The organism is Bacillus sp. LK2, from assembly GCF_001043575.1.
Taxonomy (GTDB): domain Bacteria; phylum Bacillota; class Bacilli; order Bacillales; family Bacillaceae_G; genus Bacillus_A; species Bacillus_A paramycoides.
Map to the genome: position 1 here is coordinate 15,387 of NZ_LDUK01000066.1, position 14,091 is coordinate 29,477.

A 14,091-nucleotide genomic window follows, 5' to 3' on the forward strand; every position below is an offset into this window, starting at 1 on the left:
AATGAAACACTTGATGGTAATAGGAAAAAGTATTTGTTTCTTGATGAAGGCAGAATATAAGATGATACAATTAGAGAAAAATATGGAGGGGCTCATAGTGGAGATAAGAAAATATAATTCTGATGACATCAAACAATTAACAGATTTAATGCCAGATTTAGGTTATCCTAGTTCATTAGATGAAATGAAAGTAAGAATGGAACGTATCGAATCCAATCCAAATTACTACACCTTTGTTGCAATAAATGATAATAACTTAGTAGGGATGATAGGAATAACAATTCATACAACGTACACAAACAACGATGAAAAGATTCAAATAACATCGCTAGTTACAAAGAAAGAATATCGCGGTCAAGGTATTGCGAAAGCATTGATTAAATATGTGGAAGAATGGTCTTTGAAAAGAGGATCTGATTTTATTTATCTTCTAAGTGGAAAAAGTGAAAAGAGGGTAAAGGCACACGAACTATATAAATTCCTTGGTTACGAAATAACTGGTTATAGGTTTGTAAAACGTTTGCGAAAAATGGATGTGCTTTAACAATTGGATGCAATTGTTGAATAATTAAATCCCAATTTCTCATTTATATCACTGAGAGATTGGGATTTTTAATAATGGAATAAGCTATGCTACACATATGATTAACAACGGTGCGCCACTTGAAGTAATACAAAGCTTACTTGGTCATGAGAAGAGTGAAACCACGAGAATATATGCTCAGCTGAGCGGAAAGTTGAGACACGATTTTTATATTAAATATTTTTGAAAGCTACAGAAATTAATCTTTAATCAAAATCGAGGCGTGCATGTATAAAGACGTATCTATTTGAATTGGGCCAGATTGTAAAGTAAAGAATTATTAGAAAGTAAATCAAACCTCTACTTTTTTTTCCATTAAATGATCCAATACAAAAGAAAGAGCACAATTCTTATTAGAGAATTGCGCCCAATTGTTGAAGATCAATTAATTCATTTTTTTTTAAACTTTCCCCTTATTAAATTTCAATAAGTATAGGAACAATCATTGGCTTTTTCTTAGTATGTGTATATACATATTGTCGTATTGATTTTTTTATTTGTTTTTTCATTACATTCCATTGGTTTCTATTTGCTTCTTGTAGCTCGTTAACAGTTTTTATAGTAAGTCGATTAACCTCTCTTCGGAGTTCCGAGAAATCTCTATCCACAAATCCACGAGAAATGGTATCGGGTTCAGAAATCAGTTTTCCTTCCGCTTTGCTCATAGTTAAAACAATCATGAGCATCCCATCCTCTGAAAGTTGCTTGCGGTCTCGTAACACAAATTCCCCAATATTATCGATATCTCCCCCGTCTACGTAGGTATTCCCAACCGGTATTTTCCGGGTCTGACGGGCAATGGTATGTTCAATATCGACGACATCTCCATTATTGATGATAAACGTGTTTCCTTGTTCTACTCCAACGGATTCACCTAACAAACGGTGATGGTGTAGCATTCTAAATTCACCGTGAATGGGAATAAAATATTTTGGTTTCATTAATGTAAGCATTAGTTTTAAATCTTCTTGATAACCATGGCCAGAAACATGCATTCCGGATGTACTTCCTGATCCATAAATCACGTTGGCTCCAAGTGCAAATAAATTGTCTACGATACTCGTGATATTTCGTTCATTCCCGGGTATTGGACCAGCTGCAAAGATAACCGTATCTTCAGGTAAAATGTCGACACCGCGAAAGTTTCCAGTGGACAGGCGAGCAAGAGCAGCCAATGGTTCTCCTTGACTCCCCGTGCATAAAATAGCCACCCTTTCAGGAGCCATTTCATTTATTTCATGTGGGTCAATTAACATTCCATCTGGAACTGTTAAATAACCACGATTCATAGCAACCGCTACGACATTAACCATACTTCGTCCAAGCAACGCAATTTTTCGATTTGTTTTTTGTGCTGCATTCACGACTTGCTGAACGCGACTAATATTTGAAGCAAAGGTAGAAAGAATAACTTTGCGTTCGGCTTTCATGAAAGCTGCTTCCACATGTTCACCTACCATTTGTTCCGATGGGGTCAAACCAGGGCGTTCTGCATTGGTACTCTCAGACAATAGAAGCAAGACCCCTTCTTTGCCGATTGCAGCCATTTTATGAATATCTGAATTCTCATTATTCGCAGGGGTTAAATCGAACTTGAAGTCCCCCGTATGTACAATATTACCCTCTGGTGTGTGAAAGACTATTCCCAAGCAATCAGGAATACTATGGGTCACTTTGAAAAAGCTTACACTCATTTCTCCGATTGTCAAGTTTGAGTTTGAGTTGATTTCAATAAGTTCACTTTCTCCTAAAAGTTTATGTTCTTTTAATTTGATTTCAATTAATCCTAGTGTGAAGCGTGTGGCATAAACGGGTACATTCAATTTTTTTAAGAAGAACGGGATCCCCCCGATATGATCTTCATGTCCATGTGTGACAAGTAAAGCCCTGACTTTATCTTTATTTTCTACTAAGTAAGCTATATCAGGGATAATCAAATCAACTCCTAAAAAACTTTCATCTGGAAACTTATTGCCACAGTCGATAATCACGATATCGTTTGAATATTCGATTGCATACATATTTTTCCCGATTTCATTCAAGCCGCCTAAGGCGAAGATAGATAATGCATTCTCTATTGTACTCAAATTTAGATCCTCCCATTTTAAATATAATCTTAGTATGCCCTTTTGGTTTCCATTTATCAGTGGGTTGAATGCTCGAGATTCCAATAAAAAAGGGAACTCTAGACTTGTTTTTTCCTAAAAATAATGACTACAACATTGATGTCTTAGTTTCCCACATCGTTATCGAAGCCTATCCTCTCATGGAGATAGCTGCTATTGAAATCACTCATGGCTTTCGATTCTTAATAAAGACGCAATTCTTTTTTAAGAAATGCGCCCGATAATGGAAGATCGTTATGCAGAGGTGATGCTGCACTTATATTGTAGAATAGCCCCCTAAAACAGAAGAAGCTCTCCTTATACTAATTGCTTAGCTTAGGGTGAGAACAAATTCATCTAAATCTTAACTACGTGCATTGGAAAAAACGCTGTCTTCATCTGTAACACTGAATCCACATCTCATCAGAACATTAAGGGATCCAAATAGATGTGATTTTTGTTAACACAAATCTTTTAAGGGATGAGATATTGATGTTTAATAGATTGGGTCCAAAAATTGGATATTCTTAAACTCGGAATCCGCAGTAGCAAAATCCATTAATTTAGCTCCCTCAATAGGGGGAGTGACACATACCCATCAATTTAAGAAAAATAAAGGCCAAAAAAAAGAAAAAATGAGCCGAACTCTTATGAATAACTGTGAAAAGGTAAAATTTTTGTTATGGGAGGTTTCTCAAAATCTTAGCTTGATGGTGATGGGGGGTATCCCTTAACGCACAGGTAATTGATTAAATGTGTCTAATGTTAAATGATAATATAGCTATTTAATTTCTAAGCTATAAACGCAGTAAACACCGTCCGAATAATCGAAGGGTGTTTACAATAGTTATTTAATTTTTTTCTATGTCTACTAACTCCCTCAAAATCAGTCACAATAAAGATGTTTAAAAATAGCCCTTATGCAACTAGAGGTATCGGCTAGGTGCAAAACAATAGATAAAAGAAATAGATTTCAATTTCCTTACTACCTAGTTAACAGTTTTTATTATGACTTTATCAGCGCCTTTAAAGCACTCGTATTATTGCTTGTCAAAACGGGAATGAATTCAGTTATTTTTTCAATATCCCAGTCCCACTACTTAATGATATTGAGAATATCAATTGTTTCCTCGTCAAATCTATAACGTATTAATTTAGCTGGATTCCCTCCTACAATTGAATAAGGCGGAACATCTTTATTTTAATTATCATAAATTATGGATTTATGAGGTGTTTTTAATTAAATCTTATTTCAAACCAACAAATGTTTTGATGTGGGATTAATTGCCTAATGCATATTATAATGTTATTAATATGTATTGGTGGTGTGATGAATGAACAAATTAGAAAAATGTTCTAAAGTCTTTGTAATATTTTTTATTTTGCATGTTATATTTCTTATGTTTTCTCCAAATAGAATAGTAGGTAGGTCAGCTATCCAAAAAGATGACATAAAATTGCACGTATACGCACAAGCCACTACGGGAGCACCTCAAAAAATAAGTAAGAGTGATTTAGCTATATTAAAAGAAAAAATTAAAGATACATACCCTAATGTAAAATCTACGGATATTGAGCTTGAAGGTGACACACCGTTCCATCATGTTGATGATCCAGCTTCTATCGGAGAGTTTACTGTATACGGAAAAGTTATAGGTACAACACTAAATGAAACATCGAGAGAAAATACAGTTGCGGTTTTAAAAGTTTCATACTGGGATATGCCAATGATTCAATACTGGCTTTATGAAAGCTCTATCCCAAGTCTATCACTTGCAATTTTGTCTCCATTTTTATTCATTGCACTTAGTACCCTTTATGCAAGACCTAAGAAAACTGACCAACGGTAATAGGCGGTCTTTTTACGTTTACGTATATTCACTTTCTAGTCTAATACTTTATTTTATGGATAGCGGAACAATGCGCAATAGTGGGGTGGGGGCTATGTTAATGCACACTGTTCCTTTATTCAGTAGTTAAATAATAAAATTTCACGTACCTTATATAATGTTAAAATTACAAATTCAGAAATAGGGGGATTCCAACTTAGAAAGGCAATTAACTTTATTACCAGCTATCGATGATAAGAAAGTACAAAAGGAAGTAATAAGCGTATTAAAGGAATATAGAGCACTCAAGATGCGATTCAGTAATGAAGTGGAGCAAGAAGGAATCAGTTTGTTTCCTGAGTTACGTGATTCAAGGAATACGAGTAAATGGAAGGTGCAGCAGGTAGAGAAGGCGCTTAATAACTTATTAATAGAAATTACACATTAAACCAGTGAACATTCTAAAAAAACAAACATATGATAAAATCGTGGGACAAGTTATCATATGAGGTGAAACTTGGAGCGCCATACTTATTCTTGAAGAGTACCTAATGGAGGGTACTCTTATTTACTTAATAAAATGGACATTTGACTTGATATAACCCTAAGTTGACCAACGATTGTGACCCCTTACATAAATTAAATTCTAGAGATATATTTAATATGGGCATATAAATTTTCATTTAAAGGGGTATAAGTGAAGAGGCGAGAAAAAGAACGCTTAAAGCAATGGAGAACAGATCTACAACAAGTTATTTTGGAAAATCCTAAAGAGAAAAGAGAGAAAAATAAAAAATATAGTATTCCTGGTAGTTCGTTTCAATTCATGACTAGCAAGGATATCTATCACAAAAAGAATGGGGTATGGAAACAAGGAAATAAGTAAAAATGATTTTATTAAATTTATAACTACTATTATAGGCGCTGTCGTAATCTGGGGGGCGTCTTGTCTGTTGTTAATGGATGATAAGCGAGTGAAATAGATTTGCAATTTGAAGATTCAAAATGAATATTATTACTTTAAAATGCAGAACATAGACTAGTAAACAAGCTGTTTTTAACTTTTAATCATAGAATATGATGAATTCTATTGTTAAGAGGAGGTAAGCATATTTATGGGATGTAATGATAATTTCAGACATTCTCGAGAGTGTAATAGATTTTGGGATGATTTAATGTTTTGCAGACACAGACAAAGAGATTGTGATGACCGTCGTCGTCGACATAACCATCATCATGACTGTGATTGTGATGAATGTCGTCGTAGACGTAACCATCATCATAACTGTGATTGTGATGACCGTCGAGATTGGTAAATTCATATTGGAGAGTGCTTTGAAGAAAAGCGCTCTTTTTTTGTACATGGATTTTCTGGTCTTATTTGTTGTTAAGGGATGATAAGGGTAAAATACTTTGAGAATTTTTTAAAAATAAAGACTATTATTTTAATAAATGGTATAATTTTCATATTAATGGAATTAAAATGAAAATATAGATAAAAGAAGGAGATAAGGTGATTTGAATGGGGGATTCTGATCATAGAGAAACAAAGGCTATATTAAAGATATGGTTTATCTATATACCACTCGCATTGGGGGACTTCATTTTTTCAAGCATTATAGGTTACTTCAAAAAAATAAAAAATTAAGATTTTGCATAGAAAAAACAATTAATCTATTTAATTGTTTTTTTTCTCTAACAAAACAAACGAATACAACGAACGAAAATAGAGATAGTTAACAATATGAAGTTTATGCAGGAAATAACGGTGTCTTAAGGTGAAAATAGCGTAAAATCAACGATGTATAAAAGTTGTTGTAAGTGTAAGTTTTCGAAAGTGTCGAAAACGTTGATATGACGGCGTATTTCCCAAAAACCTTGTTTACATAAGAAATCTTATGTAATTGAGATGAAAATGGGAATTTGCTCATTTTCAGATCTGTGTTATGGGTAGCATCATGCAGTAAATCGATCTAGGATGGCCACAGAGTCTTTTATTAAAAAAATTTATTAAGGTTTATATTATGAAATTAATATATTGATAGATAGCAAGTTTTAATTCTAAACTAAAAATGTCTCATATCTCAAAACAAAGAGTATACTTAATTTTCGAGATGTGTGAGGGGAAAATGCCCGTAAAGCATATACACTTTACGGGGAGAACCTGTTTTCTATCCTATTATATATGTACAGCCGTACCACTTACAGTAACTATTAAAATACCATCACGGACGGCTTGGGTGCAAAAACCTCAAAGTATCTGCAAGTAATCTCCCAGACTTGGACATACTGATACTAGTACTCTAAAAAAAAGGACGTGATCAGTATGGAAAAGCAAAATTTATTCAAGTGGAAACATTATCAACCTACTATTATTTTATTAACCGTAAGATGGTACCTACGGTACAACCTCAGTTTTCCTGATTTAGTCGAAATGATGGAAGAACGCGGACTATCTATTGCTCATACAACCATCATGCGATGGGTTCACCAGTATGGTTCTGAATTAGATGAGCGAGTACGGCATCATCTTAAGCCAACCAATGATTCTTGGCGAGTCGATGAGACATATGTGAAAGTCAAAGGTCAATGGATGTACCTATATCGTGGAGTTGATTCAGAAGGAAATACGATTGATTTTTATTTAAGCAACACAAGAGATCATAAGGCTGCAAAGCGCTTTTTCGAGAAAGCTTTGCAGTTTTTTCATGTTTCAAAGCCCCATGTTATCACAGTAGATAAGAACCCATCCTATTGCGATTGGAAAGTTGAAGAAAGAGAAAAGGATGCCCATAGGCACCCAAATAAGGCAGGTAAAATATCTTAATAACATTGTGGAACAAGATCATCGTTTTATTAAAAAGAGAGTTCGTTCAATGTTAGGATTGAAATCTTTTCGTACAGCTAAATCTATTCTTTCAGGAATAGAAGCGATGCATAGCACTAAAAAAGGGCAACTTGCTTTACGGGACAAGTCTGTCCAAAATCAAGTGAAGTTCATCCATCAACTATTTGGAATGGCTGCATAAGAATAGATTCCATTAGGAATCTATACATCTCTTTCAATAAATGCAGTCTTTGCACTAAAACCATTTTAACTTTAATATTCACATAAAATCATACCTATAATTTCACTTGCCCTATTTTAAAACTGCTTAATAAAAAAACAGAATATTAAAGTAAAATTTACTTTTTTGTTTAATAGGATTGATGGTTTCCGTAAACTATTATGTTAATAAAATTAAATAAAACTCACTGTTTGACATTCCGATGACTAAAGCCATGTATTGAATGACGATATAACTAAATTGTAATTGACTGATTTGGTTTGTGGATTTGATTTTTTTATCCGAATTTTCTGATTTGATTATTTCAACTTTATGAATATAGTAGATGAAAAAGTTGTGTGATAGTATTTTAGATAGAAAAAAAGACAATTTTGAAAAGGGGTGTGAATTGAATGTAAAAACAACTGTAAATGGTTAAACTAAGGTAATGTTTAGCTGTTATCAGTGTAAGATAAAGGTATATTTTTTAGAATTTGAAATAAAAAATGAAGAGATAGATATGCTTTTATTTATCTGATTATTTCCATTATACACAATATTATAATTGGTTGGATTTTTTGAAAACGTTAAATTCTACGTGAAATATTTAGAATGATTAATTAGGTTTAATAAAGGGGTACCTTATATGCAAAAGCGTCTATATTAGTAACCTAAGGAGCTTATTTTTATGAAAACTACTGACTCAAAAAGCCTATGGGGAAATACAATTTATTTACAAGTTTTCTCTGCCTATTCACTACTTATGCTTGGTGTGTTTATTGATATGTTAGCTATTATGACTATTGTTGGGTTTGAATGGGAAGTAGACCCTACCATGATTGGATTGATTCCTGTTGCATATGCACTTCCCGGAATTATCTTTGGTTCATGGGCAGGTGTTATTGCAGATCGCTTTAGAAAAATTCCAATTATGATGTTTTGTAATCTTATGGTTGGTCTAATAACAATTGCTCTTTTATTTGTACAAAATATCCACTGGCTCTTAGTGGCATTAATGATTCGTTCTATTTTTATTGTTTTCTATTATCCTGCACAGCAAACACTAACAAGACAGATAGTGTCTCCTGATTTGCTTACTAAAGCAGTAAGTACCAACGGAATAGTTGAGCAGGGAACAAAGATAGTAGGTCCACTTATAGGAGGCATGTTGCTAAGCTGGTTTCAGCCAGAGTTCTGCCTCATTATAAGAGCTATAAGTTGTTTATTAGCTACTTTGGTTCTGATACCCACAATAAAATTCAAAGAAACTCTATCGAAAGAACTTGTTGAAAAGCAAAAGCAAAGCCCTTGGACCGCTTGGGTACAAGGGTGGGGTTATGTGTTATCTAATCGGATAATATTATCAACTATGATTTTCGTTACAATAGCTATGGCAGTATTACAATTAGTAGACTCACAGTTCCCTACTTTATTTAAGAGTTTATTTCCACATGATAAAAGTAAAATGGGATATATCATTTCTATTATTGGTCTTGGGGGAATACTTGGTGCATTACTAACTCAGAAATTAAAACAATTTCAATATGGTTGGGTAGTATGTGGGGGCATGGTTTTAATGGGAATTGGTTTTGGGGGGATTGGCCTGATAACGCCCGGTACGGTCTTCGTTTTGGCCTATCTGATTAGTTTTATCGCCGGGATTGGAAGTGGATTGATGCTTGTATCTAATCAAGTCATTTTACAAATAGAATCCGATCAAGATCAAGTAGGAAGAGTATTTGGTATACAAAGCAGTTTAACAAACGCAGTTCTAATTATTTCTCCTGCTATGAGTGGCCCGTTAGTTCATTTGTTTGGAGTAACTCAACTCTATGTTTATGGCGGGATTGGGCTTATTATCATTGGGGTAATTGGAGTTTTACTGCAGAAATATTTATGGGCTAAACATAAACACGAACCTATAAGAGTAAATAATTTTTGAAGGGAAGAGTTTTTATGACCAATGAGGAATGTTATCCATTAAGTCACCCGCAGAGAAGAATATGGTATACAGAAGTTATTCATTCTGATAAAGGGATATGTAATTTAAGGTTCTTATTTAAACTTCATCGAAAAATGAATTATTCAAAATTAAACCGAGTTGTGAATCGCGTTATCAGTGAAAATGATGGTCTGTGCATCAGATTACAAGAAAATGGGCATCAGGAACCTGAACAATATTTTATTAAACATGAAGAACAAGAATTTGAGTTTTTCGATTTTAGTTCCGTGGAGGATTCAGATTTGCTTGAGAAATGGATCGAGCAGAAAACAAAAGAAACGTTTACATTATTTAATTCAAATTTATACTATTTCGCTTTAATAAAATTAAACGATAATGAATGTGCAGTCTTTGGGAATGTTCATCATATTATCATGGATGGTTTATCAATCCAAATATTTATCAGTCAGATTGCAAAATATTATTATGAGATGCATAACGAGACTGAGGAAGGCGAAATTAAAAATTCATATGTTCAATTTCTGGCCAATGAACAAACATACTTGAATAGTAGTCGCTTTCAAAAAGATCAAAAATTTTGGTTAGAGGAATTTAAAACACTTCCATCTGTGACCGGATTGAAGCCCTATAATACGTACCAAGTTAGTACTAAAGCATCACGTGAGACGTTTATATTATCGGAGCATTTGAAGAGAAAGATAGAAAAATTTTCTGAAGATTACAAATTTAGTTTATATACCCTTTTTGTTGCTGCTTTCTCGTTGTCTATGTATCGGTGGACCTCATCAATTGATATTACATTAGGAATGGCTTATGGAAACCGTATGACTAAAATGGAACGAGAATTAATTGGAATGATGGTGAGTACAGTTCCTCTAAGAATGGATATTGATCCAGAAGAAGAAGTGCTTTCATTTATTGGTAGGGTGTCCAGAAAACAAAGTAAATCATTACGACATCAGAAATACCCATTTGATTTGTTATTAAAGCAGATTAATAAAGAGAATAACAGCAATGTGAGACTTTTCGGAACTACGATTGATTATAGAGATCGTGATGAAAGTGGTGACTCACTATGGATTCCAAACCGTGAAGAGGTACAAGATTTTGCAGTGCATATTGAAAATTTAATTGATATAGACTCTTTACATGTACATATTGATTATCGTGAGGAGCTATTTTCTAAGGAAGAGATAAAACGGTTTTTTAACGTTATGTTAGCGATAATAGAAAACACTTTTGAAAACCCAAAGCAGAAGGTAGCTGAAATCGAAATCATTTCTGATGAAGATAAAAGAAAAAGTTTAGTAGAGTTCAACAATCCTAAGCTTGATTTTACACCTCAAGTAACTATTCATGAATTGTTCGAACAGCAAGCGATGACTTATCCAAATGCTATTGCAGTTATGTATGAAAAAGAAAAAGTTACTTATAGGGAGCTTAATGAACGTGCAAATCAGTTAGCTCATTATCTGCAGAAAAAAGGAGTAGGACCTGATACTTTAGTTGGACTGTGTGTTGAACGTTCTCTCGAAATGATTGTAGGTATTTTAGGGATTTTGAAGGCTGGTGGAGCTTATGTTCCACTTGATCCAACATATCCAGAGCAGCGACTTCAATATATTTTAGAGGATGCTAGCATTCAGTTATTCGTAACGCAAGAAAGTTTAAAAGAATTGAAGTGGTTACCAGAAAATATTAAATCAATTTGCCTAGATCGTGATCAAGATGAGATTGGGAAAGAAAGTAAGACCTTGCCGGTTTCTGATGTAAGTTCCCACAATCTAGCTTACGTAATCTATACTTCGGGATCAACAGGGAATCCAAAAGGCGTTATGATAGAGCATCACAATGTCATTCGTTTATTTAAATCGACGGATTGTTGGTATCAGTTTAATGAAAAAGATACTTGGACGCTTTTTCATTCTTATGCATTTGATTTCTCAGTATGGGAAATTTGGGGAGCATTATTAAATGGTGGAAAATTAGTTGTTGTTCCGTACTGGATTAGTCGATCACCTAGGGATTTTTATCAATTATTGGTGGAGGAAGAAGTCACAGTTCTAAATCAGACACCTTCCGCATTTCGACAATTAATACGAGTGTGTGAACAAGAAGATAAGAATAAAAACTTGCAGCTGCGTTATGTGATATTTGGCGGAGAAGCGTTAGAACCTATTAGCTTGTTACCATGGTTTCAAAGGTATGGCGAGAAAGAACCGCAGTTAATTAACATGTATGGAATTACAGAAACTACAGTTCATGTTACATATTATCCAATTACTCTAGATGATGTGCAGCATGCTTCAAGAAGTAATATCGGAAAACGGATTCCAGATTTAGAAGTGTATATACTAGACGCTTATCAACAACCTGTTCCTATAGGTGTAGATGGTGAGCTTTATATTGGCGGTGCAGGGCTTGCACGTGGGTATTTAAATAGACCTGAATTAACTGCAGAGCGCTTTATACCTCATCCATTTAGTAGTGATCCGAAAGCAAGATTATACCGGACAGGAGACTTAGCGAGGTATTTGCCGGATGGGAATCTCGATTATCGTGGAAGAATTGATTATCAGGTTAAAATACGTGGTTTCCGAATTGAGATTGGGGAGATTGAGTCTACTTTAAATGCATATGCATCTGCATCTGCATCTATAAAAGAGGCAGTTGTAATTGTTAGAGAAGATCAACCGGGGGATAAACGATTGGTAGCATATGTTGTAGGAGATGGAAATGTAGGTGCGTGGAGAGAGTATCTTAAAGCGAAACTACCGAGCTATATGGTCCCTTCGAGATTTGTGACGATGGAAGCCATTCCACTTACAGCTAACGGTAAAGTTGATCGTGAGGCCTTACCTATGCCGGAGGAAAAGCAGATTGACAGTGAAGCTGTTGCCCCTCGGAATAGTAACGAAAAGATACTGGCTACCATCTGGAAGCAAGTATTAGGTGTTAAAAAGGTGGGAATCTATGATAATTTCTTTGAAATTGGTGGCGACTCGATTCTTAGTATTCAAATCATATCTCAAGCAAGTCAAGTGGGATTAAAACTTACTCCAAAGCAAATGTTTGAATGCCCGACCATTGCCGAGTTGGCACAAGTGGCTATAGAAACTCAGGGAGTACAAGCGGAGCAGGGAATTGTGACAGGAAAAGTACCCCTTACTCCAATTCAGTACTGGTTCTTCGAGCAAGAACATCCACGTCTGGAGCATTGGAATCAATCAATGCTTTTAAGAGTAAAAGAGAGATTGGACGTGAAATTACTAGAAGGAGCGATTTTAAACTTACTCAAACATCATGATGCTTTACGTTTCCGGTACGAACAGTTACCAAATGGAACGTGGAGCCAGAGAAATGAAGGGACTGATGAGCAGTCTGTACTTCATGTGGTAAAACGGAACAAAGCTAATGAACAAGTGTGGAATAAAGTAATACAAGAAGAGATGAACATTACTCAAGCTAGTTTCAATTTAGTTACAGGTCCGTTAATGAGAGTAGTTTACTTCGAGGACACCTTAGCTGGAAATGATCTACTATTCTGGGTGATTCATCATTTAGTAGTAGATGGAGTATCGTGGAGAATTCTATTGGAAGATTTACAGACGGTATATAACCAGATGAAACAAGGTCAAGGAGTGCGCTTACCTGTGAAAACTACATCTTTTAAAGAGTGGTCGGAACGAGTGCAGACATACAGTGATTCAGGTATTTCAAAAGAAATACAAGATTATTGGAATGAACGGATAGAGAAAGAAACGATGAAAATTCCAATGGACTACCCAATACAAGAAACAACAGAAGAATCGATTGATCAAGTGACGAGGACTTTAGGAGTAGAAGAAACACATGCATTGTTACAAGAAGTTCCAGTGACTCATAAGACAAGGATTAATGAGGTACTATTGGCGGCATTAGGACAAGCTATCGTCGATTGTACAAATCAGCAAACGGTTTCTATTCATCTAGAAGGACACGGGAGAGAAGAGATAATTGAAGGTATTGATCTATCACGGACAGTGGGTTGGTTCACGAGTATTTATCCTGTTCATCTGGATTTTCAAGGAATTAAAACACCTATTGAAGGATTAAAGGCTGTAAAAGATCAATTGCGTCAAATTCCGAATCGCGGAGTTGATTATGGTATTTTACGCTACTTGAAAAAAGAATTACTCCCGTCTTATCAGCAAAAGCCTTCAATAAGCTTTAACTATTTGGGGCAATTGGATCAAGTGTTTTCAAAAGAATCTTTGTTTATGCAAGAGACAGGGTTTATATTTTTAGATCATGCTCCAGATTCCAAGCCATCGCATCTAATTGATGTTATCGGTATGGTAAAAGATGAGAAGTTACATTTTGTTTGGATGTATAGTAGAGAACAATATTCTAGATTAAAAATTCAAGCGATAGCAGATGGTATGTTGAGGCATCTTCGTCAACTTATAAATAAAACAACAACAGAGTCAGCTTTTACAGTATCAGATTTTGCTGATGCTGAGGATCTTACGGAAGAAAGCTTGAGCAAAGTATTACTTAAATTAACAAAGAAGAGGGTGTAAAG

The 14,091-nt window shown here is 34.7% G+C and carries 8 protein-coding genes and 3 pseudogenes; 9 read left to right on the forward strand and 2 right to left on the reverse strand.

Annotation, left to right across the window (positions count from 1 at the left end):
* The first annotated feature begins 82 nt into the window (after window positions 1-82).
* Both VK90_RS25925 and VK90_RS30000 read left to right on the forward strand, forming a co-directional pair.
* The gene (locus tag VK90_RS25925) at window positions 83-544 is read left to right on the forward strand and encodes a GNAT family N-acetyltransferase (RefSeq protein ID WP_025149700.1); all 462 of its coding nucleotides are present in this window, start codon (window positions 83-85) and stop codon (window positions 542-544) included.
* Between the two features lie 79 nt (window positions 545-623).
* The gene (locus VK90_RS30000; RefSeq protein ID WP_269431835.1) at window positions 624-770 is read left to right on the forward strand and encodes a tyrosine-type recombinase/integrase; all 147 of its coding nucleotides are present in this window, start codon (window positions 624-626) and stop codon (window positions 768-770) included.
* A gap of 229 nt (window positions 771-999) precedes the next feature.
* Here VK90_RS30000 and VK90_RS25930 read toward each other — a convergent pair whose 3' ends face one another.
* Together VK90_RS25930 and VK90_RS31520 are read right to left on the reverse strand one after the other, a co-directional pair.
* Entirely contained in the window at window positions 1,000-2,670 is a 1,671-nt protein-coding gene (locus VK90_RS25930) for a ribonuclease J (RefSeq protein ID WP_048376337.1), read from the reverse strand.
* Between the two features lie 1,024 nt (window positions 2,671-3,694).
* A pseudogene (locus VK90_RS31520) lies at window positions 3,695-3,886 on the reverse strand (chloramphenicol acetyltransferase); the annotation flags it as partial.
* A gap of 136 nt (window positions 3,887-4,022) precedes the next feature.
* Between VK90_RS31520 and VK90_RS25935 the strand changes: the two are divergent.
* From VK90_RS25935 to VK90_RS25965, 7 genes and pseudogenes are all read left to right on the forward strand, one after another.
* On the forward strand, window positions 4,023-4,538 hold the full coding sequence (locus VK90_RS25935) for a hypothetical protein (RefSeq protein ID WP_048376340.1): 516 nt from the start codon (window positions 4,023-4,025) through the stop codon (window positions 4,536-4,538).
* A 226-nt stretch (window positions 4,539-4,764) separates the two neighbouring features.
* A pseudogene (locus tag VK90_RS25940) lies at window positions 4,765-4,953 on the forward strand (ArpU family transcriptional regulator); the annotation flags it as partial.
* A gap of 261 nt (window positions 4,954-5,214) precedes the next feature.
* Window positions 5,215-5,403 carry a hypothetical protein gene (locus tag VK90_RS25945; RefSeq protein ID WP_048376342.1) on the forward strand — a complete coding sequence of 63 codons (189 nt, stop codon included), beginning with the start codon at window positions 5,215-5,217 and terminating at the stop codon, window positions 5,401-5,403.
* A gap of 229 nt (window positions 5,404-5,632) precedes the next feature.
* Complete coding sequence (locus tag VK90_RS29520) at window positions 5,633-5,833, forward strand: hypothetical protein (protein WP_082148069.1); 201 nt, start codon at window positions 5,633-5,635, stop codon at window positions 5,831-5,833.
* Window positions 5,834-6,843: 1,010 nt separating this feature from the next.
* Window positions 6,844-7,546 (forward strand): annotated as a pseudogene (locus VK90_RS25955) (IS6 family transposase).
* A gap of 706 nt (window positions 7,547-8,252) precedes the next feature.
* Window positions 8,253-9,506: an MFS transporter gene (locus tag VK90_RS25960; RefSeq protein WP_048376346.1), complete on the forward strand. Its 1,254-nt coding sequence runs from the start codon at window positions 8,253-8,255 to the stop codon at window positions 9,504-9,506.
* 14 nt (window positions 9,507-9,520) lie between these two features.
* A complete protein-coding gene (locus VK90_RS25965) occupies window positions 9,521-14,089 on the forward strand; it encodes a non-ribosomal peptide synthetase (RefSeq protein ID WP_048376349.1) in 4,569 nt (1,522 codons plus the stop codon).
* Window positions 14,090-14,091 lie beyond the last annotated feature (2 nt).